The sequence below is a fragment of the Corallococcus sp. M7 genome (genome assembly GCF_054512695.1).
This window is the reverse complement of record NZ_CM137252.1, coordinates 6,241,165-6,262,206: the sequence shown is the minus strand read 5'-3', so window position 1 is coordinate 6,262,206 and position 21,042 is coordinate 6,241,165. Positions and strand designations below refer to the sequence as shown.

Sequence of the window (21,042 nt, the reverse complement as noted above, 5' to 3'; positions counted from 1 at the left end):
CATCCATGAAGCCTGGAATCGTGTTGCTGCTGTGCACGGGGCTGGCATTGACGGCGTGCGGCGGAGCGATGACTCCCGAGGAGACGCCGCTGGCCACATCGGAGGCCGCGCTGATCACGTGTGGCGATTGGGTTGGATGGAGTGACACCGGCGTGGTGAGGTGTTTGTCCAACCCGGACTGCGGGACCACCTGGGTTTGTGAGCCGAGGCTGAAGGCGGACGAGGCTCCGTCGCTCGATGATGGACCCCAGCAGAGGCCGCCGGTGTGCCCCTCGGGCCAGGTGGCCGTCCCGTACGTCAACTCGGGCAAGATGCGTTACCAGTTCCAGTACCGGGCTTGCTACGACGAGGCCGGCAACTACACGCACACGGAATATCAATACCGGAACTACGCCAGCAGTTGCATCAGCTGTTGACGCTGACGGACAATGTCACGAAAGGCATTGTGCAGGGCGGCAAATCGATGCGGCGCAAGCTTGGGGCGATGAAGCAATGGATTGAAGGTCGATAGGCTTTGCCGCCTTTTGAACGAACGACTCTTGTCGGAGGGTCGTTGAAAGGCCTGTGCTGGTCTGGCAGGCCGGGATTGTCTAATGTGACTTCTTGTCTGACGGCCGGGCGCCATGACGGTGCCCCCTCGGACAAGGAGTCCCCATCATGTCTGGATTTTCATTGCTGCGCGTCGTAGGCGTCTGCACGGGTCTGGCGTTGACTGCGTGTGGGGGGCCCATGACGGCCGAGGAGGCCGCGGCCGAGGAGGCGTCGCTCGCCACGGCGGAGGCCGCGCTCGGCTCGTGCGGGACCTGGTCCGAGTGGAGCAACACGGGCGGGCAGATTTGTACGGACAACCGCTCCTGTGGCTACTACTGGTATTGCGAGGGCGATCTGGTGGCGGGTGATGCCCGTTCCCTCGCGGGTGGGGGCGGGCCCGAGACCCTCCCTCCGCCGTGTGACGACGGCAGCTATCCCTACCAGCGCGGCAAGCCGGGCCTGTCCAACCTGCAGTCCAGCTATCGCGTGTGCTTCGACGCGTCCGGCACCTACACGCACACGGAATATCAATACCAGTACGCCTTCAGCGGGGCCTGCGGCTGCTGATCAGCTCCACCACCAGGCCGCCGCGGCGATCAGACTTCCCGCCACGGACACGGCCACCCACTTGATCCACGGCGCCTGTGAGGGCGGTGGCGGCTCCTCGGAGGGCCGGAACCGCTTCACGGGCTCCGGGGGCCGGGCCTGCTCCTTCACGGGAGCGGGCTCCGGTGGCCGGGACACGGGGCGCTGTGGCCTCAGCGCCTGGGTTGGTGCCTCCGAATGTTGTGGAGGCGCGGGCTCCAGGGGCAGGGTGGGCAGCGCCTCCGGCTTCATCACCTCCGTGGGCGCGGGGGAGGGCGGCTCGGGCAGGGCCGGGCGGAGCCTCCGGGGCTTCGCCGGGACGCCGGTGGGGGGCTCCATCAGCCGGGATGGGAAGAGCGGGGACTCGCCCAGCCGGGCCAGCTCCGCGCGGAGCTCCTTCGCCACGGCGGTGGCCTCCGTGGGTCTGCCCTGGCGGTCCTTGGCGAGCAGGGCTTCCACCAGCGACACCAGCGACGCGGGAATCCCCGGACGCTGCGGCGTGAGCGGCGGCGGAGCGTCATACAGCACCGACTCCATCACCGAACGGCCACGCTGGATGGGGAACGGCCGGCGTCCGGCGAGCAGCTCGTAAAGACAGACGCCCAGCGAGTACAGGTCCGCGCGCGCGTCCAGGACGTCGTCGCGGATCTGCTCCGGGGACATGTACGCCAGCTTCCCCATCACCACGCCGGACGTCGTCTGCGTGCCTTCGGACGTCTTCACGATGCCGAAGTCCGCGATCTTCACCGTGCCGGTGTAGGACAGCAGCAGGTTGTCCAGGGACACGTCGCGGTGGATGAGCTCCATCCACTTGCCCGACTCCGGGTTGACGAAGCGGTGCACGTACGCGAGCCCGTCACAGGCCTGGGCGATGGCATCCAGGATGGGGCCCAGCGGCAGCAGCTCCGGCCGGCTGGCCGCATGGACGTGCGCGAGGCTGGAGCCCGCGACGTACTCCATGGACAGATAGACCTGGTCGTCGATGACGCCCGTCTCCAGCACCCGCACCACGTTGAGGTGGTGCAGGCCGGCGGCGACCTCCGCCTCCCGCAGCAGGCGGCGGCGGAAGCGGACGTCGGCGGCGTGCTCGGAGTGGATGCGCTTGAGGACGACCGGCTCTTCCCAGCCCTCGCGTTCCGCGAGCGAGACGCGCCCCATGCCGCCTTCGCCTATGTCCCGCAGGACGCGGTATGGCCCGAATCGCTGGACGTCGTTCATTCCGGCGCAAGCCTACCGTCACTCACGCCGGGAACGGAGGATCAGGCCCGGGGTTCGCGGCTGGACCGGGACGAGACGCCGTCCTGGGGCTGGGGTTCCTCTTCGACCCCGATGCGGCCCTGGCCACTGCCGGAGTGCGTGGACCCCGAGGACCGGGAGCTGTCGCCCGTCGCCACCCGGCCACGGCGGGAGCCCTCCGGGATTTCTCCGCCCAGCAGCTTCGCGAACAGGTCGCGGAGCTTCTCGGCGAACTTCTCCAGGGGGGTGGACGGCTTCGACTCGGCCGAGTCCGCCGCCCCGCCCCCCGGGGGCACGAAGCTGCACGAGACGGAACCCGAGTGACCGCCGCCCCGCGCGCTGGAACCAGAGGCACAGGGCCGCGCCTCGCCGCCGTCACCCACCGGGCCGCGATGGAGGCGGTCCTGGAGCGAGAGGGCGGGCTGATCCTTGAAGGGGCCACCCTGGAACTGGTCCGGCGGACCCCGGTAGCCCTGGGCGCTGCTGGAGGCGCCACGTCCGCCGGCGAAGGTGCTCTGTCCGGACGCACGGCCGTCAACCGGCGGGGAGGACTGCTCGGGCAGCGGGAGGCTCGAAACAGGGCGGCCAATCTTCATGGGGGTACCTCAGGACGGAGTTCCTGAAACCATCATCGGACCCAGCACGTTCGGAGTTTCCTTGAAGTCCAGGAATCCCTCAGAGGCATCTGAGATGCAGCGCGTCAGCGTTCAAGGCCAGACAATGGAAGGACATGGACCCGGCCCTGGAGGGCATGACGCGGGGCGTTCTCAGGGGGCCGTGGCCGGAAGGGCCCACAGCGAGAAGCCAGGCGCGCCGGGCAGGGCACGGAAGAAGACCTGTTCCCCCACGCGGGTGAACGCAGCCGCCTCCGCCGGAGTCTTGTTCGCGGTCAGGGAGTCCACCGCGCGGGTGCCCTGCGTCGTCCCGTCCGTCACCCAGACATTGCCCTTCGCCGAGAACAGCAGGGCACCGGAATCCAGACCGATGAGCGGCGAATGAAACACATCCGGCCGGGTGAGGCCGGAGGAGAGCCATCGCGTGCCCGCCGCGGTGCCATCCGTCACCCACAGGTCCACGTCGCGAGGCGTCTGGACGGTCGCCCCCAGCGTCCGCGCGAAGTAGACGCGGCCGCCCACCGTCACCGCGTTGCGGAGGCCCGGCACGGCCTTCGGGTCGTCGGCGTAGGGATTGGAGAGGACGGCGACGCCCTCCTTGGGCCCACCGGCCATTGGCAGCCGCCAGAGCTTCGAGTGGCCGTCTTCAGTGCGGGTAAGCACCGTGGCGGAGTCTCCGGCGACGCCCACCAGTTGGCCGTCCCGGCCGAACGCATCGAGTCGCAGCGTGCCGGCCTCCGTGCCGTCTGTCTTCCAGACCTCCAGGCTGGGGCCCGCGTCGGTGAGGGTGAACACCACGGTGCCGTCCACGACCTGGGGCACGCCCATGCCCACGTCCGCGGAAGCATCCAACCGCATCAGCATCCGGGTGCCCGAAGCAGTCCCATCCGTCCGCCACAGGCGGGTGCCATTCTCCGCGTCCCGGAGGACGAACAGCATCGCGTCCCCCACGCGTTGGGTCCACACGACCGTGCCCGTGTACAGCCCTGGAATGCCGAAGTCCTTCACCTGGAACGTCCCGGCGGCGGTGCCATCCGTGCGCCACAGCCGCACGGTCTCTTCGAAGTCCTCGGTGAAGAACACGCGGATGCCAGAGGCGGGGAGCACCTCACCGAAGGTGCTGGTGAAGCGGCCGAAGTCCTGCAACTGGACCGTGCCCGCCGCTGTGCCATCCGAGCGCCACAGCTGGGTGCCGCCCTGGCCATAGGGCGCGTGCCGGAAGAAGGAGAGCGTGCCGTTGAGCACCGTGAAGCCATACAGGTTCGAGTCCGCCGGACCCGGATTCAGGTCCACGACGGGCCGGGTGCCTTCAGGCGTCCCATCGCTCGTCCAGAGCTCCCAGCCCAGCTCCGGTTCAAACAGGTGGAAGAAGAGCCGCGAGCCCAGCGGCGTCATTCCGGTGATTCGCAGTCCGCCCAGCAGCGCATTCGTCGGAGCAAATGCCTTCACCACGACAGTGCCGGCCGTCGTCCCGTCGCTCTTCCAGAGCGCGATGCGCTGATCCTCCTCCTGCACCACGAAGTAGAGCGTGCCCGCGACATCCGTCAGCAGGTCGGGACGGGGCTCCTTGTCCAGCCGCGTGCCTGGAGTCCGGTCAGGAGGAAGCACCTGCTTCACCTCCCGAGTGCCCCACGCTGCTTCCATCCGCGCCTGGACCGCCGCCATCTCGCGCGTCGGGCCGGAGTCCATTGCCTCCGGTCCGGCACCGCACCCCATCACGCTCATCGCCGCCGCAACGACCCACCACGACCTCGTCCGCATGTCCGCCTCCCCAGCCCCCAGATGCGAGGAAGGTGCTGCGGGGCGGACAGATGGCGAGCTGCACCGCGGGTCAGTGCGGCTGCTCGAAAGACAACGGAGGCTACGCGGGTGTGCCTTCGCGGGCGTCCACGCCAATCACGTCGCGCACGGAGGCGAAGCCGTCCCGGGACAGCAGGGCGCCCAGCTCCGGGAGGATGCGGTCCACCATGCCCGGGCCTTCGTAGATGAAGCCCGTGTAGACCTGCACCACGGTCGCGCCCGCGCGCAGCTTCTCGTAGACGTCCTGCGCCGTGAACACCCCGCCCACGCCGATGAGGGGCAGGGCGCCCTTGGCGCGCTGGTACGCGCGGCGGATGACGGCGTTGGACAGCTCGCGCACGGGGGCGCCGGACAGGCCGCCGGCCTCCTTCGAGTGCTTGTGCTCGAAGGGGCGGGTGAGGGTGGTGTTGGTGGCGATGAGGCCGGAGAGCCCGCGCGCCATCGCCACGTCCACGACCTCATCCACGGCCTCGGGCGTGAGGTCCGGGGCGATCTTCAGGAACAGCGGCGTGCCCGGGGCCACCTGCTCCATGCGCTCGCGCACGGCGAGCAGCAGCGCGGACAGCGCCTCCGGCTCCTGGAGCTTCCGCAGGCCTGGCGTGTTGGGCGAGGACGCGTTGACGACGACGTAATCCCCCAGCGGCGCGAGCGCGTCCACGCACGCCACGTAGTCGTCCACCGCGCGCTCCAGCGGCGTGTCCTTGTTCTTGCCGATGTTCACGCCCAGCGGGCCGGGCTTCCACTCGCGGGCCTTGAGGCGCTCCGCCGCGGTGGCCGCGCCGTGGTTGTTGAAGCCCATGCGGTTGATGACCGCGCGGTGCTCCGGCAGGCGGAACAGCCGCGGCTTCGGGTTGCCCGGCTGGGGCTTCGGCGTGACGGTGCCAATCTCCACGGCGGAGAAGCCGCAGGCGAACAGCCCGTCCACGGCCTCCGCGTCCTTGTCCAGTCCGGCGGCGAGCGCCACCGGGTGGGCGAACTTCAACCCCGCCAGCTCCACGGACAAATCCATGGGCGCGCGGGCCAGCGTGTGCTCGCGCATCGCGCGGCAGCGGGCGTTCCACTTCCCCAGGGCCGCGAGCCCCGACATGCCCAGCCGGTGCGCGGGCTCCGGGGGCAGGCTGAAGAGCAATGCGCGAGTCAGGCCGTACATGCGTCAGGCCGGGATGAAGGACGCCTCGCGCGCCCACGCGAGTGCCTGGTCCACCTGCTCCGTCGTCAGCAGGCCGTTGGACTCGACGATCTCAATCTCCCGCCGCATGTCCGTCTCCAGCAGGTAGGGGCCGTCCGTGTTGATGGTGAACTTCACCTTGCGATCCCAGAACGTCTGCATGATGTGCTTGAGCTCCTGCAGGTCCGCCACCGCCTTGGTGTGGATGTTGGAGGTCGGGCACAGCTCCAGCGTGATGTTGTTCTCGCGGAGCACCTTCATCGCGGACTCGTCGTAAGCGGCGCGGATGCCGTGGCCGATGCGGTGGGGCTTGAGCTTCTCCACCGCCGCCATCAGGCCGTTGGCGCCCGTGCCGGCCGTCTCGCCGGTGTGCACGGTGCACTTGAGGCCCGCCTTGCGCGCGCGGGCGTAGAGGTCCTCGTACTCGGAGAGCGAGGCCTTGTGCTCCATCGCGTCGCGCTCCGTGCCGGCCAGGTCGATGCCGTACACGCCGCGCGAGCGGTACTTGATGGCCTTCTCCACGATGATGCTGTTGAGCTTGTGGTCGAACTCGCGGGCCAGGCAGAAGATGAGGCCCACCTTCACGCCGTACTCCAGCGTCGCGCGGTCCATGCCCCGCAGCGCCGCGTGGATGATGTGGTCCAGGTCCAGCTCGCTGGAGAGGTTGCGCTTCATCGGGTTGAAGCGCAGTTCAATCTGCGTGACGCGGCTGCCCCGGTACTCCTTGCCAATCACCTCGTAGACGGAGCGCTCGATGGCGCTGGGAGAGGATTGGATCTTCTCCGTCCAGGTGTGGAGGATCTTCAGGTAGTCGTCGAGGCTGCCCACCTTGCCCGGACGGGAGGTGATCAGCTCGACGAAGTCGAAGTAGTTCTTGACGGGGAGCTTGAAGCCCTGCTGGTGGGCGATGGACCACAGGATGTGCGGAGCCACCGCGCCACCCACGTGGATGTGAAGGTCAATGAGGTCGCGAACCATGGCGGCATGTATGCACAGCCACGGCCACGCGTAAAGCTATCGGCGCAGCAGCACGTAGACGGCGCCAGCCCCGCCGTCCTGCGGACGGGCAGTGCAGAACGCCAGCACCATGCGCTCCAGTCGCTTCTGCGACAGCAGGTCCCTCACCGCGTCCTTGAGCACCGGGATCTGATCCTTGGAATTCAAACCGCGCCCGTGGACGATGAGCACGCAGCGGCGCTTGGCGCGGCGGCTGTCGGACAGGAAGCGCTCCACGGCGGCCTGGGCCTCGCGCTGCGTCTTGCCGTGAAGGTCCAGCCGGTCCTGCACGGAGAAGTCGCCCCGGCGCAGCGAACGCAGCAGGTTGGGGTCGGTGCCGGGCGAGGCGCCCTCGAAGGACTCGTCCGAGCCGGTGAAGGACAGCGGCCCGTCCACGGCGACCAGGTCGGAGAGCTGCGCGAGCGCCTCCGCGTTGTCGTCGATGATCTCCGGCAGGCGCGGGTTGACCTGTGGGGCCTGGCCGCGGTTCGTCACCTGCTTCACGCCGTCCATGGCGGCGAAGAAGAGGCCCACGTCGTCGTCCTCCGGACGGGCCTTGGGGGCCTTCGTGGCCTTGGGCGCGGCGGCCTTCTTCTTCGCGGCGGCCTCCGCGGCGGCGGCGGCCTCCTTCTCCTGCTTCTGCTGATCCTGAAGCGTCTTGATGGCGGACTTGAACGGATTGTTCTGGAACTCCGCTTCCTTCTTCTTGGGGGGACGCTGGCTCATGGGATTCCTGTCTTCTAACCCGGGCTACAGGCCGCGCAGCCTGCGGATTTCCTCGTAGGCGTCGCGGACGGTCTGGAACCGGCGTGCGGCCTGCTCGGCGGCCTTGGGTGCGAGGTGGCTGGCCTTGTCCGGATGGAAGCGGGCGGCGAGCCTGCGGTAGGCGCTCTTCACCTCTGCGTCGGTGGCGTCCGGGGGGAGGCCCAGCGTCTGGTAGTGGGCGGTGGCGTCGCCCAGGTGCTGTTCGGCCAGGGCCTGGACCTTGGCGTCGGGGACGTCCAGGCCCTCGGCCATGCGCTTCAGGGCCTCGCGTTCGGAGCGCTGGAGGGGGCCGTCCGCGAGCGCCATCTCATAGAGCGCGTCCAGCAGGCGGAGCCGTTCGCCCGAAGGCAGGGAGTCCAGGCAGGAGGCGAGGGCGGCGGGGGCGTCCAGGGAGGCGGGGTGGGAGAGGAAGTCCTTGAGGTAGCGGCGCACGGCCTGGACGGTGTGGGCGTCGGCGCGGAGGACCTCCTCGAAGTAGCGGCGGACCTCGCGGACCTCCTCGCGGCGCATGTCGCCGTCGGCGCGGGCGACGTCGACGAAGAGGGCGGTGATGTCGCGGTCGAGCGGGTCCTCGTCGGGGGCCTGGACGATGGGGAACTCGCCAGGGCCCTGGGTGAGGGGGGCTTGTTCAGGAGTCGGCTCGAAGGTGGCGGGGAAGTCGCTGAAGATTTCAGGGAAGTCCGGGGGAGAGGCGTGCTGTTCGTCGAAGTAGTGGCCCAGGGCCGTGCCCACTATGAGGGCGAGCACGATGGCCCAGGGGCCGCCCATGAGGAGGCCGGCCATGAGACCCAACATCGCCCCGAGAACTTTTCCCGCGCCCATGCCTTCGCTTCGCTCCCTTGTGCCGGGCCAGTCTTGCATAAGGTGGGTCTCATGACGGCTCAGTTGATTGACGGCAAGGCAGTGGCGGCGCGCGTGCGGGCGGAGATCAAGGAGGAGGTGGCGCGCCTGAAGGCGGAGCGCGGCATCACCCCGGGGCTCGCAGTGGTGCGCGTGGGTGAGGACCCGGCGTCCAAGATCTACGTGACGGGGAAGAAGAAGGCCGCCGAGGAGGTGGGCTTCAACTCCTGGGAGCACCACCCGGACGAGACCATCACCCAGGACGCGCTCCTGGCGCTGGTGCACAAGCTGAACGAGGACCCGGCCGTGCACGGCATCCTGGTGCAGCTGCCGTTGCCCAAGCACATCGACGCGGACGCCATCATCGCGGCGGTGAAGCCGGAGAAGGACGCGGACGGCTTCCACCCGATGAACGCGGGCAACCTGCTCCTGGGACGGCCGGCGACGCGCGCGTGCACGCCCTATGGGGTGATGCGGCTGTTGGAAGAGGTCGGGTGCAATCCCGCGGGCAAGCGCGCGGTGGTGGTGGGCCGCAGCAACATCGTGGGCAAGCCGCAGGCGCTGATGCTGCTCCAGAAGGACGCGACGGTGACGGTGTGCCACCGCAAGAGCGACCTGCCGGCGGAGGTGGCGCAGGCGGACATCCTGGTGGTGGCGGTGGGCGTGCCGGAGCTGGTGAAGGGCGCGTGGATCAAGCCCGGCGCGGTGGTGATTGACGTGGGCATGAACCGCAAGGCGGATGGAAAGCTGGTCGGGGACGTGGAGTTCGCCGCTGCGGCGGAGCGGGCTTCGTTCATCACGCCAGTGCCGGGTGGCGTGGGGCCGATGACGATCGCGATGCTGATGAAGAACACGCTGGAAGCGGCTCAGCGCGCGGGGAAGTAGTCAGTCGATGGAGCCTCCCTGCCCATGCGGGGTAGGGAGGGGAACTCCATGCCGAAGCTCGGCGGAGCCACTGTGTTCTTCGCCGCGGCACGTTCCTGCTCAAGCCCACATTCCTGACGGAGCACCTCATCCACTTCCAGGTAGTGGGGGAGTGTTCCACGCGCCTCAGGACCCGCCGAGAGAAGCTCTTCTACCTTCTGTCCTCGAAGGAGCTGTTTGTAGAGCGTCCTCACCCGGGTCTGCCCACGCTGGTACTCGTCCGTGTCCAGCAAGCCCGAGGCCCGGAGTTGAGCCAGTACGCGCGACTGGACGACGAAGGCTCGATAGACATTTGAGCCGAGCAATGGTTGACGCGGTGCCGGCAGCAGGCTCACGAGAAACGCGGACTCAAAGGCGTCCAGAGCACTTGGTTCCTTGCTGAAGAAGTGCAAGCTGGCATTGCGTATGCCCCAGACCCCTTCTGCCCATTCGGCGGTATTGAGATAGAGCTCCAGGATCCGGCGCTTGTCCAATGTCTGCTCAAGCTCATGGGCGGCGAACAGTTCGCGCAGTTTACGAACCGCGTTGCGATCTGGAGACAGATAGAGGTTCCGGGCAAGTTGCTGGCTGATGGTGCTGCCTCCACGCGGGATGCTCCCCGTGAGCCATTTCCAGGCAAGGCGGCGCGTTTCGCCCCACTCGACTCCCTGATGCCGGAAGAAGCGCGTGTCCTCCGCCTTGACGACCGAGCAGATCAATAGTGGAGAGACCTCATCGAGTGCAATCCAATGCAAGGAGAATGCGTGGTCGGGCAGTCCCTGCTCTTGTGCCCGCAGAAGCATGTATTGGGTGCGTTCAGGGTGGTTCCGCGACAGCGAAGATGCATCGGGGGTTGCCAGCCATAAGCCTGCCATTCCCATGGCGGGCAGCACGAAGAAGGAAAACAAAAACAGGGCAATGACTGGTCGCTTGCGCATTCTCAGGAGTTCTTCCTGCGCAATGTAGCAGGGCAAGGATCGGCGTCCATTTGGGCTTGGACTCCAAGAGCTGCATGGCGCGGAAATCAATTCTACATGGAAATGCCTTGACTTCCAGGATGTTCAGGGTGCACGATTTTAGGTTTGCAGTCCTTTCAGCCCAGTCGGTCCCCAATCATCAAGACATGAGGTTCATTCATATGCAGCGGCATAGGCTTCCACTTCTGAAGAGGTTGGCAGGAGCTGTGACGATGGTAGGGCTCGCGTCGTTGATGGTTGCGTGCGGCAACGGCGGGAGCTCATCTGCGCGAAAGTGGCAGGCGCAGAGCGGCGAGAAGCTCTTCGGCGACCTCGCGTTCCGTGAGGGAGTCTTCGCGGAGTTGTACGCCGAGATGGGAGTCCGCCAGTCCAACCGGCTGACGCCACAGCAGCAGGCTGCACGGGAGCGCTCCAAGGCAACGCTTTTGGCGAACATGCGTCAAGCCGACCCGGCGTTCTTCGATCGTTTCGGGGTCGAGGTCCAGAGTGGGAACCACCTGCGCATTGAGCGGACCCTGCGCGAAAGCGCGGCGCTTGTCCGGAAGGTGAGCCCCAAGCGGGCGCTCACCTCCGTGGGCTCCACCGACAACACCGAATCCGAGAATACCGTCTACGAGAACACGGTCTCCGGCAATAGCGAGATCGGCAACACCGCCTATGGCAACTCGATCGCCGGCAACATGGAATCAGGCAACACCATGGAGGCGAACACCATCTCAGGCAACGATGAGCTTGAGAACACCGAGTCCGGCAATACCTACCTGACCAATACTGAGACCGGAAACATCGACTCCGACAACATCGCTAGTGGCAATACCACCTACGATAATACGGAGGTCGGTAACGAGAATTCGTGGAGAGGCGCACAGCTCGCGCGTGACCAGATGATCAACAAGATCGCCACGCGACTCGCGGTCCTGTAGCGATGTCATGGCACTGGTGCGCGCGGCTCAGCCCCGCGCACCGGCGCTGAAGGTCCACTGCCCAACCCCAACGTGTCATCATGGACTCTTCCAGACGCATCACCGCTGCCAGTGAATCAGCACCTGTCCCTGGAGTCATTCACGCAAGACTGGGAGCGGTTGCCATCGCGGTGGGGCTCGCGTGGATTGTCGCCATCGGTTACTCGGTCTACCCCGCGCTTCCCTATAGCGCCGTGCGCCTGCCCTACGCGAAGCATTTGCATACATTCGTGTGGGCACCGCAGGGATGGTCATTCTTCACGCGCAATCCACGAGAGGAGAAGAGAACCGCATACGTGCGCCGCGGTTCCACCTGGGAGTCGGTCCTCCTGGCCCCCCATGGCCGTCTCTCCAATCTCGGAGGGCTCCGCCGCAAGTCACGCGCGCAGTTGCTGGAGATTGGACGGCTGATGAAGAGCCTTCCCGAGGATGCGTGGCTGCCCTGTGAGGAATCCGTCGAGGAATGCCTGGCGAAGCTTCCACCCGGGCGTGCCGTGAAGAATACCTTCCCAGAGCCGACCATGTGCGGGACAACCGCCATCGTCCTGCAACGGCTCGTGCCGTGGGCCTGGGCGCAGTCCCCCAATCCCGTGACGATGCCCTTGCGTGTCGTGTCCCTGGAGGTCTCGTGCTGACCCGGCTCGGTGGCTGGGTGCGGTCCTCGCTTGAGCAGCCTCTGCACTCCAATGTCGTGGGGCTCGCACGCTCGTGTATCTCACTGGGCATGCTGGGCACGCTTCTTTTTACCTCTCCCGCCGACCTCTTCCTGGCGACGGAGGATGTGCTCAATGCGTCCCGCTGTGGAGGCCCTGCCCGCATTGGCATCTTCTGCTTCGGAGGAGTCTCCTACCTGGAGGTGGCTCGCTGGCTTGCCATCATCGTGCTCGCCCTTGTCGCAAGCGGGTGGCGCCCACGGGTGACCGGGGTTCTGCACTGGTACGTGGCGATGAGCTTCTTTACGGCGTCGAAGGTGGTTGACGGGGGGGACCAGGCGGCCACGGTCCTCTCGTTCCTGCTCATTCCCGTGACGCTCACGGATTCCCGGCGCTGGCACTGGGATCCTCCTCCGCCGGATGAACTTGCCCTGTCGACGTCAGGTAGGGCGCTGGCAGGCCTGAGCGCGCGCTTCGTCGCGCTCACCTGCCTTTGGGCCATCCGGCTCCAGGTCGCGGGCATCTACTTCCATGCGGGTGTCTCGAAGATGAAGGTGGCTGAGTGGCGCGACGGGACGGCCGTGTATTACTGGTTCACAGATCCGTGGTTTGGCTTCGCGGAGCCTGTCCGGACACTCGTCATGCCCCTGCTCACCCATGGCGGGGTCATCACCCTCATGACGTGGGGCTCGCTCTTGCTGGAGATGATGCTCTTCGCGGGCATCCTCGCGACACGTCGTGCCCGTTCGGTGCTGCTCGTCCTTGGCATCTCCTTTCACGCGGCAATCGCGCTGGTTCATGGACTGCTGGGTTTCGCGCTGGTGATGTTTGGCGCGCTCATCCTCTTCCTGCGTCCCGTTGATATGCCGTTCGCGCTGCCACGGCTGGCGCTGAAGTGGCCCTCCGTCCTTGGGTTCACGAGCAAGTCGTCCCTGCAATGATGAAAGCGGGCTGGAAGGTCGAGTGTGGCGCGGCCTGGCTTGCCACCGCGCTGCTGGCGGCCGGGGTGTTCGGCAGCGTGTTGTTGGCATGGCCGGTGCCTCCTGCCGACCCGCTTGATTTCTTCCAGCCCAAGACCGCGATGGTCATCTTCGCGTCCTTTCTCGCGGGCGCTGTCTACGTCGTGCATGAGCGCGAGCGCTGGCTGGACGCCGAAAACGGGGCCCTGCTTCTCTTCCTCGGGCTGGGTGTCACCTCGGTACTGACGGTCGCCACGAACCGGTCACTGGCCTGGTCGTCCTTGGGGACGTCGGCAAGTGGAGTGCTCTTCTTCCTCGTCGCGCGTGGGCTGTCCTCACGGGCACGCGGGGTGCTGCTGACGACGGTCGTTTCCACGCTCCTGCTGGCCGCGCTCATCGCGACACTCGAGGCGAACGGCCTTACGCCTCGGCTCTCCGCCCCTCACCGGGTCCCCGGTGGGCCTTTGGGGAATCGAAACGCCCTTTCGCACCTGCTGGTGCTGGGACTTCCAGCGACGGCGTGTCTGGCGATGGGTGAGCATCGGCGGTGGAGGGGACTCGCGCTCGCGAGCGCTTTCGCTTCGGGTTTCGTGGTGGTGATTGCCAGGTCGAGAGGCGCGTGGCTGGGGGCCACCTGGGTGGTGGTTCTCACCTCGGTACTGGTGTTGTTCGTCGCGACGCGCACAGGCAATGGGAGCATTTGTCGGCGCGGCGCCGCCGTCCTGCTTGTGTGGGTGCTGGGTGGAACGTCAGCGCTCCTGCTGCCCAACCAGTTGCGTTGGAACTCGCCACATCCCTATCGGGACACGCTCCGGGGGCTCGTGGAGGCGGACTCGGGGAGCGGCCTCGGGCGGTTGATCCAGTACGAGACGTCACTGCGCATGGCACGGGCCTACGGGCCCCTGGGCGTTGGGCCCGGGAACTGGCCGGTCGAGTATCCACGCTTCGCGGCGGCGAATGACCCTTCCGTGCACCAGAAGAGCTACGAGCCCACGAACCGCTATCCCAGCAGCGACTGGATCGCGGTGCTGTCCGAGCGAGGCCTGTTTGCCTTCACGCTGCTGGTTCTCGTCGCGCTCCGGCTGTTCGTTCTCGCTGGCAGCACGCTTTTACGCGCGCCACGCACGGACGAAGCCCTGGCTGGGGGCGCCGCCGCGGTCCTGCTCGTGGTCACGACGTGGCTGGGCGCCATCGACGCGGTGCTCATCACCCCCGCGGCGTCATGCGTTACCGCGGTCCTCCTGGGGACGCTGCTGCCCCGGAGGCCTGCTGATACAGGGGGGCCTCCCGCCCAGGGGCGCACCCTTGCTGGAGCCGTCCGGTGGGGCGGCGGGGGGCTCCTGCTCGCGTTCGGGTTGCTGGGCACCTCACGCGAGGTGGCGCTCCTCGTCATCCGCCATGCGGCCGGAACCGATTCGAATCTCGACGCCATCGAAGCGCAGGCGCTCCGGTTTGCCGCCGACGATTACCCGACACGCATGACCTTGGGGATTCGCTGGGGCATCGCGAGGCAATGCGACCGTGCGGAGCCTCACCTTGCCGCGGCGTCGAGGCTGCTTCCGTCGGCCAGCGCTCCGGGCGAGATTGCGTCGCGTTGCCGCTCACGAGAGAAGAGGCTCTCCGGTGGCGCAAGGACCGTGAAGCCGGTGGGGCCTGGCGGATGAATTGCAGCAGGCCATCCATTGACGGAGTGCAATGATTGCACTTTGGGGGCCGGGCGGCGGTGTCATGGCGCGTTCCGGGGCCCCGGTCGTTTCAGTCCCCGGCGCGGGTGCGGCCTCCGGTCCACGACCGGCGAGCATCCTCCCCACGCTGAAAGCCAGTGGGTGGTCACCACTCCTCCGGGCAGCCCCACGGGCCGCCATGGCTCCTGCACGCATCCGAGTTGAGGCACCAGCCATCCGGCGTCCACATCGCGTCCATCTGGACGCCGTCGAAGCAGGTGTACTTGTTCGCCGGGACGGGACACCAATGTGGGTCCAGGGCTGGATTGCAGTGGTCGGGAGGGGCCATTGCGCGCACCGGGCGGTCAGCCGTCGCGGCGTTGGAAGAAGCACAGCCCTCGTTGCATGCCAGCCAGTCGCGCTGACACACCATTCGCTGTGCGCTGTTCTCCGCGGTGTCGAGGCATGCGGAACGCAGTTGATCGCATATGTCTTCGCACTCCGATGCGGATGGCAGGGCAGACTCATACGTCGCCTGGATGTCTTGCCCGTCTTGGTTCAAGTCCTCTCTTCCACATCCCGCCAACACTCCGACCGCCATCAGCCCGGCGATGATCGCTACTCGCATGTGCCCTCCTGCGTCCTTGGGTCCGCGCAGCATTGACAGGATATCGGGCTTGGCGCTTTGAGAACCCCCGCCGCATGAAGCATCACAGGCATCCTGATTTCAGCACCGACTGCCTTTGCATGAGCGTATTTCTATGAAGGGGAGGGGAGCAGCAGGTGCGAGTCCAACCGCCATTCCCCTTCGTCCCGGGCGGGACCTGACGGAAGATGCGCGCATGGGTCCGGCCTTGCACCGATACGCAGTGGGCGGGGCCGTGCTGGGGCTGCTGCTCGCCACCCCCGCGCGTGCCCAGGACGCCACGGCTCTACCCACGTTCTCGCTGGAGCGCCTGGACCCCAACCCGGGCCTGGGGCCGCTGGCGCTCGGGAGTGGCGAACTGCTGACGCCCGGGGCGCTGCGCCTCTCCTTGATGGCGCACTACCAGCACTCTTCCTTGAGGATCCCGAACGGCTTGCTGGAGCCCTCGCTCGTCCTGTCCCGGACCACCGCCCTGGTGTCGATGGCCGTTGGTGTGCTGCCCTGGCTGGAGCTTCAGGCCCAGCTTCCTGGAGTCATCCACCAGAGCGGCGCGGACCTGAGCACCTCGATGTCCATCGCCTCGCCATCGCGCAGTGGACTGGGGGCGCCGAGAATCGCGGCCCGGTTCGGCTTGCTGGGGACCTCCGCTCCCGAGGCCTTCCACCTGGCACTCGACCTGGACACGCGGTTACCAGTGGGTGGCTCGGGAGCGCTTGCCCGCGACCGGGGTGTCCGTGGACAGGGCCGCGTCATGATGGGCAAGCGGTGGGGGGCCGTGGCTCCTGCGATGGAAGTGGGGGTGCTCCTGCGTCGCTCGGTGTCTGGCTCCAGCGTGGACCGCATCAACGGCGTGGGCAACGAGCTGCGGGCCGGTGTGGGACTGACGATGGGCTACGCCTTCCGCGCGGAGGTGTCCGCATTGGGGGCGTACTCCTTCAGGCAGCAACGCGTCAGCGGCGAGCTGCTGGGCGGCCTGCGCTACGCACCCGTCCGACCGTGGGAGTTCTTCGTCATGGGCGGAGCGGGGCTGGGCTCGGAACCCGGGATGCCCCGCTTCCGGGTGCTCGCGGGAGTGGCCCTGCTGCTCTTCGACAAGCCGCCGCGTCCGCCCCCGGAGGACATCGTCTACGAGCTCGTCACGGGCCTGCCGCGTGCTCCCGCCGAACCCCAACTCGAGCCCGAGCCCACGCCTTCCGAACCTCCACCGTCCGAGCCCACTCCGCCAGAGCCGTCCAGGGACGTGCCAGGGCTTGAGACCGACACGGATGGTGACGGCGTCGTGGACGCGCTGGACGCCTGCGTCCACGAACAGGGAACCCGGGAGTACAGCGGTTGCCCCGAGACCGGCGACCCGCTCGTCACGCTGACTCGCGAGCGCCTTGTCCTCCATGGCCAGGTCTTCTTCGAGGTCGGCGCGACGACGCTGCCGGGCCGCTCGCGCGTGCTGGATCAGGTGGCGCGGGTGCTCCTGGAGCATCCGGAGGTGGAGCGCGTCGTCATCGAAGGGCACACGGACGCGGAAGGCTCCTCCGCCTCCAACCAGCGCCTGTCCCTGGCTCGCGCGGAGGCGGTGCGTGACTACCTCATGCGCAAGGGCGTCCCGGCCCACCGCTTGGAGGCCCGAGGCCTCGGTGCTCGCCGGCCCGCGGGCTCCAATGGGACCCAGTCAGGCCGGGGCGAGAACCGCCGCGCGGAGCTGCTGTTGATCCTGGGCGAGCCCACTTCGGCCCGCACCATCCCCGCGACTCCGCCTCAGTAGTAACGCCAAGACACGGCGATGGTGTCCGTGGTACACTATGTCTGGACCCGGGAGGCTGGGACATGGTGAGTCGCGAGGAGCGCATTGCGGGCGGGCTGTATGGGTTGCTCATCGGTGATGCGCTGGGCGTGCCCTACGAGTTTCATCGGCCGGAGGCGATTCCCTCTCCAGCGGCCATCGAATACGACCCGCCAGTGGGATTCGACCGCGCGCACGACCGTGTCCCCCCGGGCACCTGGTCGGACGACGGTGCCCATGCGCTGTGTCTGCTGGATTCACTGACGCACCAGAAGCGGCTCGACTGCGAGGACCTGGGCCGGCGGCTGGTGAACTGGCAGGACTGGGGTTACCTCGCCGTGGACGGCGATGTGTTCGACGTGGGCATCCAGACCAGCACCGCGCTGCGACGTCTGCGCGACGGCACTCCGGCGATGCTCGCGGGCCCCAATGGCACGATGGACAATGGCAATGGCTCCCTGATGCGTGTGTTGCCATTGGCCCTGTGGCACCAGGGCAAGGACGCGGCGCTCGTCTCGGATGCCATGGCCCAGTCTCGCGTGACACATGGCCATGTGCGCGCCCAGGTGTGCTGCGCGCTGTACTGCCTTTGGGCCCGCCGCATCCTGCAAGGCGCCGCGGACCCCTGGGCCGAGGCCGTGGCCACCTTCCGCGACCTGTACGTCGAAGGCTTCCCGCAGCGGGAGGAACTGGAAGCCCACATCCGCCCAGACGACCCCGCACCAGGGACGGGCGGCGGCTACGTCGTGGATTGCCTGCGCTCCGCCCGCGCCTGCGTGGCGAACGGAAAGACCTACGAAGAGATCGTCAAATCCGCCATCCGGCTGGGCCACGACACGGACACCACGGCCTGCGTGGCGGGCGGCATCGCGGGACTCCTCTTCGGCCTGAACGGGATTCCCCACCGCTGGCGTTCACAGCTGCGCGGCCAGGAGCTCGTGGAGCCGCTCTTGGCGCGGCTCATCAAGTCCCTGGGCTGACGCGCTTCCAGAGCCCCATGAACTGGAACTGATTGAAGATCCGCAGCGGGCCCCGCTCACACACCGCCGGGTGGATGAAGGTCTGGAGGGCGAAGCCCTCGCGGGCGAGGATGGGCATCCAGGACCACTCGCGCTGGTACCGGTAACGGGAGGGGACGCCGAAACGGCGGTTTCCCAGCTCATCCAGGACGCACAACGTCGCGTAGCCCAGGGGGCCGCGGAAGGTGTGGTCCTTGAGCAGGAAATAGTCCCGGGTGCAGCGCAGCACGTCCACCAGCGTCCGCTCCGGATCCGGGGAGTGGTGCACGACATCGATGCTGTAGCTCAGCGCGAACGCGCGGTCCTCGAAGGGGAGCCGCTGGCCATCGTAGAGGACCGGCTCGACGATCTGCTTGTCGCGCCGCTGCACGTCCACGGCCACCACCTCGCGCGCCCATCCCCGCTCCTGGACGGCACGCGCGAACCAGCCCTCGCCCGAGCCGAAATCAAGCGCCCGGTCGACAGGCGGAATCCCACCCAACACCGGCTCCATCAGCTCGAGGATGTTCTGTCGGTAGCTGCCCATGGGGCCGTTGCTCCATTCAGTCCGGGAAGATCTCCAGCACGTCCTTCAACATCGCCGCGCCCGTGCCCCGGGCGCCCTGCTCACCGTTGATGACGGTGTTCACGCCGTGCAAATCACTGCGGAACACCGCGCCCATCTCCATCGCGCCCAGCCGGGCCAGGGGATGGGCCGCGTCCACGGCGGTGGGCCGCACGCTCCATTCCCACCGCTCTGCGCCCACCGGCTCGCCGCGCGCCAGGAGCAGCACCTGGCCGCCCTTCGCCTTCGCCGCGTCCAGCTCCGCGCGCGTCACGCCGCGCATCCCCGTCACGGATACGTCCTTCAGCGTCGTGGGCACGCGCATCACCGCGTTGGCCAGGATGACCAGCTTGCCCGCCGTGTCCCAGCCGTCCACGTCCAGCGTCGGGTCCGTCTCCGCGATGCCCAGCGCCTGCGCCTCCGCCAGCGCGGCCTCGTACGTCCGGCCCTCCGCCATGCGGCACAGGAGCAGGTGGCTGGTGCTGTTGAGCACGCCCTCGAACCGGCCCAGCTTCCCCAGCGCCAGGTCCCGGCGGCCCACGTTCACCAGCGGCATCGACGCGCCCACCGCCGCGCTGAAGCGCAGGGGAGGGCGGCCCGGCGACTCCAGGTCGCTCATGCCCGCCAGCTCCTGGAACCCCAGCACCAGCGGCCCCTTGCTCGCGAGCACCGCCGCCATGCCCCGCATCAGCGCGTCCCGCGTGATGTCCAACCCGGGCTGCCCGTCCTGGAAGCTCGTGGGCGTGGCCTCCAGCAGGAGGTCCGCCTTCACCTCGCGCACCATCGCGCGCCCGCTCATCCCCGGCCGCCCCACCACCGGCAGCGATGCCACCGAGTGCCTCGCCCGCTTCACCGCGAGCACCGCCCCGATGTCCAACCCGTGCGGCGACACCGCCGCGCCGCCCGAGTCCGCCAGCCCCACCGGCAACAGCTCCAGCCGGTAGCGCTCCATCAGGAGCGACGCGCGCGACTGGATGATCTCCAGCAGCGGCACGCCCACGTTCCCCAGGCCCGTGAGCAGGAAGCGCACCGTGCGGACGGCGCGCGGGTTCATGGTGCGAAGGCCTCGCGCACGCCGTCCCGGCGCAGCGTGAAGAGCATCCACACCGCCACCGGCACGCCGATGAAACAGCCGGGCGTCAGCGTGTACATCGCGCAGATGGCGCCCACCGTCGCCAGGCCGTAGCCCTTGAGGTTCATCGCGTTCCACGCGCCCCAGATGGCCAGCAGCCCGCAGAGGATTCCGCCCAGGATGGCCAGCGAGAAGCCCAGCGTGAACTCCAGCACCACCGGCGCCTGTCCCGGCGTGGAGAAGGGCGACGCCACCTTCAGCGCCGCCAGCACCCCACCCAGCAGGCTGAACGCGACGTGCAGCACGCCGACGATGAGCAGGAAGAACGCCGGGAAGCGCACGATCTGGAAGATCTTGATGCGCGGGTCGCCCGGCGCCAGCTGAGGTCCAGGACCGCTCATGACCGCCCCTTCAGCGCGCCCACGATCATCCGCGTCGCGGGAGACTTGTTCAGCGTGTAGAAGTGGATGCCCGGCACGCCGCGCGCGAGCAGCTCCATGCACTGCACCGTTGCGTGCGCCACGCCCAGCTGCGCGACGGCGTCCGGCTGGTCCTTCACGCGCTCCATCTGCAACGCCAGACGCATGGGCACCGTCGCGCCGCACATGCGCGTGAAGCGCTGGACCTGCTCGTAGTTGGTGATGGGCATGATGCCGGGGACGATGGGGACGTTGATGCCCATCCGCCGCGCCCGCTCCACGAAGTCGAAATAGAAGGCGTTGTCGAAGAAGAGCTGCGTCACCACGAAGTCCATCCCCGCATCCACCTTGGCCTTCAGGTGCTTGAGGTCGTCCTCGCGCGACGCCGTCTCCACGTGGCCCTCCGGATAGCACGCACCCCCCAGGCAGAAGTTGAAATCCTCTTCTCGGACGAATCGGACCAGCTCCTCCGCGTAGCGGAAGCCCCCGGGCACCGGCTCGAACGTCGTCTGCCCCTGCGGCGGGTCCCCTCGCAGGAGGAGCACGTTCTCGATGCCTGCCGCGTCGAGCCGGCGCAGCACGTCACGAAGCTCGTCGCGGGTGTGTCCCACGCACGTCAGGTGCGCCATCGCCTCGATGCCCGTCTTCTGCTTGATGTGCGTGACCAGGTCCACCGTCCGGTCGCGCGTGCTCCCGCCCGCCCCGTACGTCACCGACACGAACCCCGGCTCCAGCGGCGCAAGCTCCTCCACCGTGCGCAGGAGCGAGGCCACGCCCGCGTCCGTCTTGGGAGGAAAAAACTCGAAGGAGAAGCTCGGCTTGGAGGGGTTGAGGCAGTTGCGAATCTTCATGTCGGGAGGAGTTTAGTCCCTTCCGCGTCGGCCTTGATCGGAGAAGGTGCGCCGCTATAGT

General features: G+C 67.7%; 21 protein-coding genes. 9 read left to right on the top strand and 12 right to left on the bottom strand.

The annotated features are described in order from the left end of the window. Positions 1 to 5: 5 nt before the first annotated feature. Both ACX114_RS25130 and ACX114_RS25125 read left to right on the top strand, forming a co-directional pair. Positions 6 to 416 (top strand): hypothetical protein, encoded by a 411-nt coding sequence (locus ACX114_RS25130; RefSeq protein ID WP_459288521.1) that lies wholly within the window; start codon positions 6 to 8, stop codon positions 414 to 416. 313 nt (positions 417 to 729) lie between these two features. After that, positions 730 to 1,098: a hypothetical protein gene (locus tag ACX114_RS25125; RefSeq protein ID WP_459288519.1), complete on the top strand. Its 369-nt coding sequence runs from the start codon at positions 730 to 732 to the stop codon at positions 1,096 to 1,098. On the opposite strand, the gene ACX114_RS25120 is transcribed toward ACX114_RS25125, so the two are convergent. From ACX114_RS25120 to ACX114_RS25090, 7 genes are all read right to left on the bottom strand, one after another. Next, positions 1,099 to 2,334 (bottom strand): serine/threonine protein kinase, encoded by a 1,236-nt coding sequence (locus ACX114_RS25120; RefSeq protein WP_459288517.1) that lies wholly within the window; start codon positions 2,332 to 2,334, stop codon positions 1,099 to 1,101. A gap of 41 nt (positions 2,335 to 2,375) precedes the next feature. Then, positions 2,376 to 2,948 carry a hypothetical protein gene (locus ACX114_RS25115; RefSeq protein WP_459288515.1) on the bottom strand — a complete coding sequence of 191 codons (573 nt, stop codon included), beginning with the start codon at positions 2,946 to 2,948 and terminating at the stop codon, positions 2,376 to 2,378. 171 nt (positions 2,949 to 3,119) lie between these two features. Further along, the gene (locus ACX114_RS25110; RefSeq protein WP_459288513.1) at positions 3,120 to 4,727 is read right to left on the bottom strand and encodes a hypothetical protein; all 1,608 of its coding nucleotides are present in this window, start codon (positions 4,725 to 4,727) and stop codon (positions 3,120 to 3,122) included. Between the two features lie 100 nt (positions 4,728 to 4,827). Beyond that, a complete protein-coding gene (locus ACX114_RS25105; protein WP_459288511.1) occupies positions 4,828 to 5,916 on the bottom strand; it encodes a quinone-dependent dihydroorotate dehydrogenase in 1,089 nt (362 codons plus the stop codon). A gap of 3 nt (positions 5,917 to 5,919) precedes the next feature. After that, positions 5,920 to 6,912 carry an adenosine deaminase gene (gene add / locus ACX114_RS25100; protein WP_459288509.1) on the bottom strand — a complete coding sequence of 331 codons (993 nt, stop codon included), beginning with the start codon at positions 6,910 to 6,912 and terminating at the stop codon, positions 5,920 to 5,922. Between the two features lie 36 nt (positions 6,913 to 6,948). Further along, entirely contained in the window at positions 6,949 to 7,656 is a 708-nt protein-coding gene (locus tag ACX114_RS25095) for a Smr/MutS family protein (protein ID WP_459288507.1), read from the bottom strand. 24 nt (positions 7,657 to 7,680) lie between these two features. Then, positions 7,681 to 8,478, bottom strand: coding sequence for a TerB family tellurite resistance protein (locus ACX114_RS25090; protein WP_459288505.1), 798 nt, complete (start codon positions 8,476 to 8,478; stop codon positions 7,681 to 7,683). A gap of 90 nt (positions 8,479 to 8,568) precedes the next feature. Here ACX114_RS25090 and folD point away from each other — a divergent pair, with 90 nt between their 5' ends. Beyond that, positions 8,569 to 9,420, top strand: a complete 852-nt coding sequence (gene folD / locus ACX114_RS25085) for a bifunctional methylenetetrahydrofolate dehydrogenase/methenyltetrahydrofolate cyclohydrolase FolD (protein WP_459288503.1) — start codon at positions 8,569 to 8,571, stop codon at positions 9,418 to 9,420. Here the strand turns inward: folD and ACX114_RS25080 are convergent. Further along, on the bottom strand, positions 9,402 to 10,376 hold the full coding sequence (locus ACX114_RS25080; protein WP_459288501.1) for a transglycosylase domain-containing protein: 975 nt from the start codon (positions 10,374 to 10,376) through the stop codon (positions 9,402 to 9,404). The genes folD and ACX114_RS25080 overlap by 19 nt on opposite strands. Positions 10,377 to 10,627: 251 nt before the next feature. Between ACX114_RS25080 and ACX114_RS25075 the strand changes: the two genes are divergently transcribed. The 6 genes from ACX114_RS25075 to ACX114_RS25050 all read left to right on the top strand — a co-directional run bounded on the left by ACX114_RS25075 (position 10,628) and on the right by ACX114_RS25050 (position 18,056). After that, complete coding sequence (locus tag ACX114_RS25075; protein ID WP_459288499.1) at positions 10,628 to 11,338, top strand: hypothetical protein; 711 nt, start codon at positions 10,628 to 10,630, stop codon at positions 11,336 to 11,338. Between the two features lie 80 nt (positions 11,339 to 11,418). Continuing rightward, positions 11,419 to 12,012 carry an SdpA family antimicrobial peptide system protein gene (locus tag ACX114_RS25070; RefSeq protein ID WP_459288497.1) on the top strand — a complete coding sequence of 198 codons (594 nt, stop codon included), beginning with the start codon at positions 11,419 to 11,421 and terminating at the stop codon, positions 12,010 to 12,012. Next, complete coding sequence (locus tag ACX114_RS25065) at positions 12,006 to 12,971, top strand: sporulation-delaying protein SdpB family protein (RefSeq protein WP_459288495.1); 966 nt, start codon at positions 12,006 to 12,008, stop codon at positions 12,969 to 12,971. The genes ACX114_RS25070 and ACX114_RS25065 overlap by 7 nt, the downstream gene beginning before the upstream one ends. After that, complete coding sequence (locus tag ACX114_RS25060) at positions 12,968 to 14,653, top strand: O-antigen ligase family protein (protein WP_459288493.1); 1,686 nt, start codon at positions 12,968 to 12,970, stop codon at positions 14,651 to 14,653. The genes ACX114_RS25065 and ACX114_RS25060 overlap by 4 nt, the downstream gene beginning before the upstream one ends. An 854-nt stretch (positions 14,654 to 15,507) precedes the next feature. Further along, a complete protein-coding gene (locus ACX114_RS25055) occupies positions 15,508 to 17,058 on the top strand; it encodes an OmpA family protein (RefSeq protein ID WP_459288491.1) in 1,551 nt (516 codons plus the stop codon). Positions 17,059 to 17,120: 62 nt separating this feature from the next. Further along, entirely contained in the window at positions 17,121 to 18,056 is a 936-nt protein-coding gene (locus ACX114_RS25050; RefSeq protein ID WP_459288489.1) for an ADP-ribosylglycohydrolase family protein, read from the top strand. On the opposite strand, the gene ACX114_RS25045 is transcribed toward ACX114_RS25050, so the two are convergent. From ACX114_RS25045 to metF, 4 genes are read right to left on the bottom strand one after another with little or no spacing between them, the layout of a single operon-like run. Next, positions 18,040 to 18,621: a class I SAM-dependent methyltransferase gene (locus ACX114_RS25045; protein ID WP_459288487.1), complete on the bottom strand. Its 582-nt coding sequence runs from the start codon at positions 18,619 to 18,621 to the stop codon at positions 18,040 to 18,042. The genes ACX114_RS25050 and ACX114_RS25045 overlap by 17 nt on opposite strands. A 16-nt stretch (positions 18,622 to 18,637) precedes the next feature. Beyond that, a complete protein-coding gene (locus tag ACX114_RS25040; RefSeq protein WP_459288485.1) occupies positions 18,638 to 19,693 on the bottom strand; it encodes a hypothetical protein in 1,056 nt (351 codons plus the stop codon). Next, on the bottom strand, positions 19,690 to 20,112 hold the full coding sequence (locus tag ACX114_RS25035; RefSeq protein ID WP_459288483.1) for a hypothetical protein: 423 nt from the start codon (positions 20,110 to 20,112) through the stop codon (positions 19,690 to 19,692). Before ACX114_RS25035 ends, ACX114_RS25040 begins: the two co-directional genes overlap by 4 nt. Beyond that, complete coding sequence (gene metF / locus ACX114_RS25030; RefSeq protein WP_459288481.1) at positions 20,109 to 20,981, bottom strand: methylenetetrahydrofolate reductase [NAD(P)H]; 873 nt, start codon at positions 20,979 to 20,981, stop codon at positions 20,109 to 20,111. Before metF ends, ACX114_RS25035 begins: the two co-directional genes overlap by 4 nt. Between the last annotated feature and the right edge of the window lie 61 nt (positions 20,982 to 21,042).

Coding starts and splice junctions, on each gene's coding strand:
- ACX114_RS25050 (WP_459288489.1), top strand. CDS start 17,121: ATGGTGAGTCGCGAGGAGCGCATTGCGGGCGGGCTGTATGGGTTGCTC.
- ACX114_RS25095 (WP_459288507.1), bottom strand. CDS start 7,656: ATGAGCCAGCGTCCCCCCAAGAAGAAGGAAGCGGAGTTCCAGAACAAT.
- ACX114_RS25035 (WP_459288483.1), bottom strand. CDS start 20,112: ATGAGCGGTCCTGGACCTCAGCTGGCGCCGGGCGACCCGCGCATCAAG.
- ACX114_RS25130 (WP_459288521.1), top strand. CDS start 6: ATGAAGCCTGGAATCGTGTTGCTGCTGTGCACGGGGCTGGCATTGACG.
- ACX114_RS25045 (WP_459288487.1), bottom strand. CDS start 18,621: ATGGGCAGCTACCGACAGAACATCCTCGAGCTGATGGAGCCGGTGTTG.
- ACX114_RS25110 (WP_459288513.1), bottom strand. CDS start 4,727: ATGCGGACGAGGTCGTGGTGGGTCGTTGCGGCGGCGATGAGCGTGATG.
- ACX114_RS25075 (WP_459288499.1), top strand. CDS start 10,628: ATGGTAGGGCTCGCGTCGTTGATGGTTGCGTGCGGCAACGGCGGGAGC.
- ACX114_RS25125 (WP_459288519.1), top strand. CDS start 730: ATGACGGCCGAGGAGGCCGCGGCCGAGGAGGCGTCGCTCGCCACGGCG.
- metF (WP_459288481.1), bottom strand. CDS start 20,981: ATGAAGATTCGCAACTGCCTCAACCCCTCCAAGCCGAGCTTCTCCTTC.
- ACX114_RS25115 (WP_459288515.1), bottom strand. CDS start 2,948: ATGAAGATTGGCCGCCCTGTTTCGAGCCTCCCGCTGCCCGAGCAGTCC.
- ACX114_RS25120 (WP_459288517.1), bottom strand. CDS start 2,334: ATGAACGACGTCCAGCGATTCGGGCCATACCGCGTCCTGCGGGACATA.
- ACX114_RS25070 (WP_459288497.1), top strand. CDS start 11,419: ATGGACTCTTCCAGACGCATCACCGCTGCCAGTGAATCAGCACCTGTC.
- ACX114_RS25060 (WP_459288493.1), top strand. CDS start 12,968: ATGATGAAAGCGGGCTGGAAGGTCGAGTGTGGCGCGGCCTGGCTTGCC.
- ACX114_RS25105 (WP_459288511.1), bottom strand. CDS start 5,916: ATGTACGGCCTGACTCGCGCATTGCTCTTCAGCCTGCCCCCGGAGCCC.
- add (WP_459288509.1), bottom strand. CDS start 6,912: ATGGTTCGCGACCTCATTGACCTTCACATCCACGTGGGTGGCGCGGTG.
- ACX114_RS25090 (WP_459288505.1), bottom strand. CDS start 8,478: ATGGCCGGCCTCCTCATGGGCGGCCCCTGGGCCATCGTGCTCGCCCTC.
- ACX114_RS25080 (WP_459288501.1), bottom strand. CDS start 10,376: ATGCGCAAGCGACCAGTCATTGCCCTGTTTTTGTTTTCCTTCTTCGTG.
- ACX114_RS25040 (WP_459288485.1), bottom strand. CDS start 19,693: ATGAACCCGCGCGCCGTCCGCACGGTGCGCTTCCTGCTCACGGGCCTG.
- folD (WP_459288503.1), top strand. CDS start 8,569: ATGACGGCTCAGTTGATTGACGGCAAGGCAGTGGCGGCGCGCGTGCGG.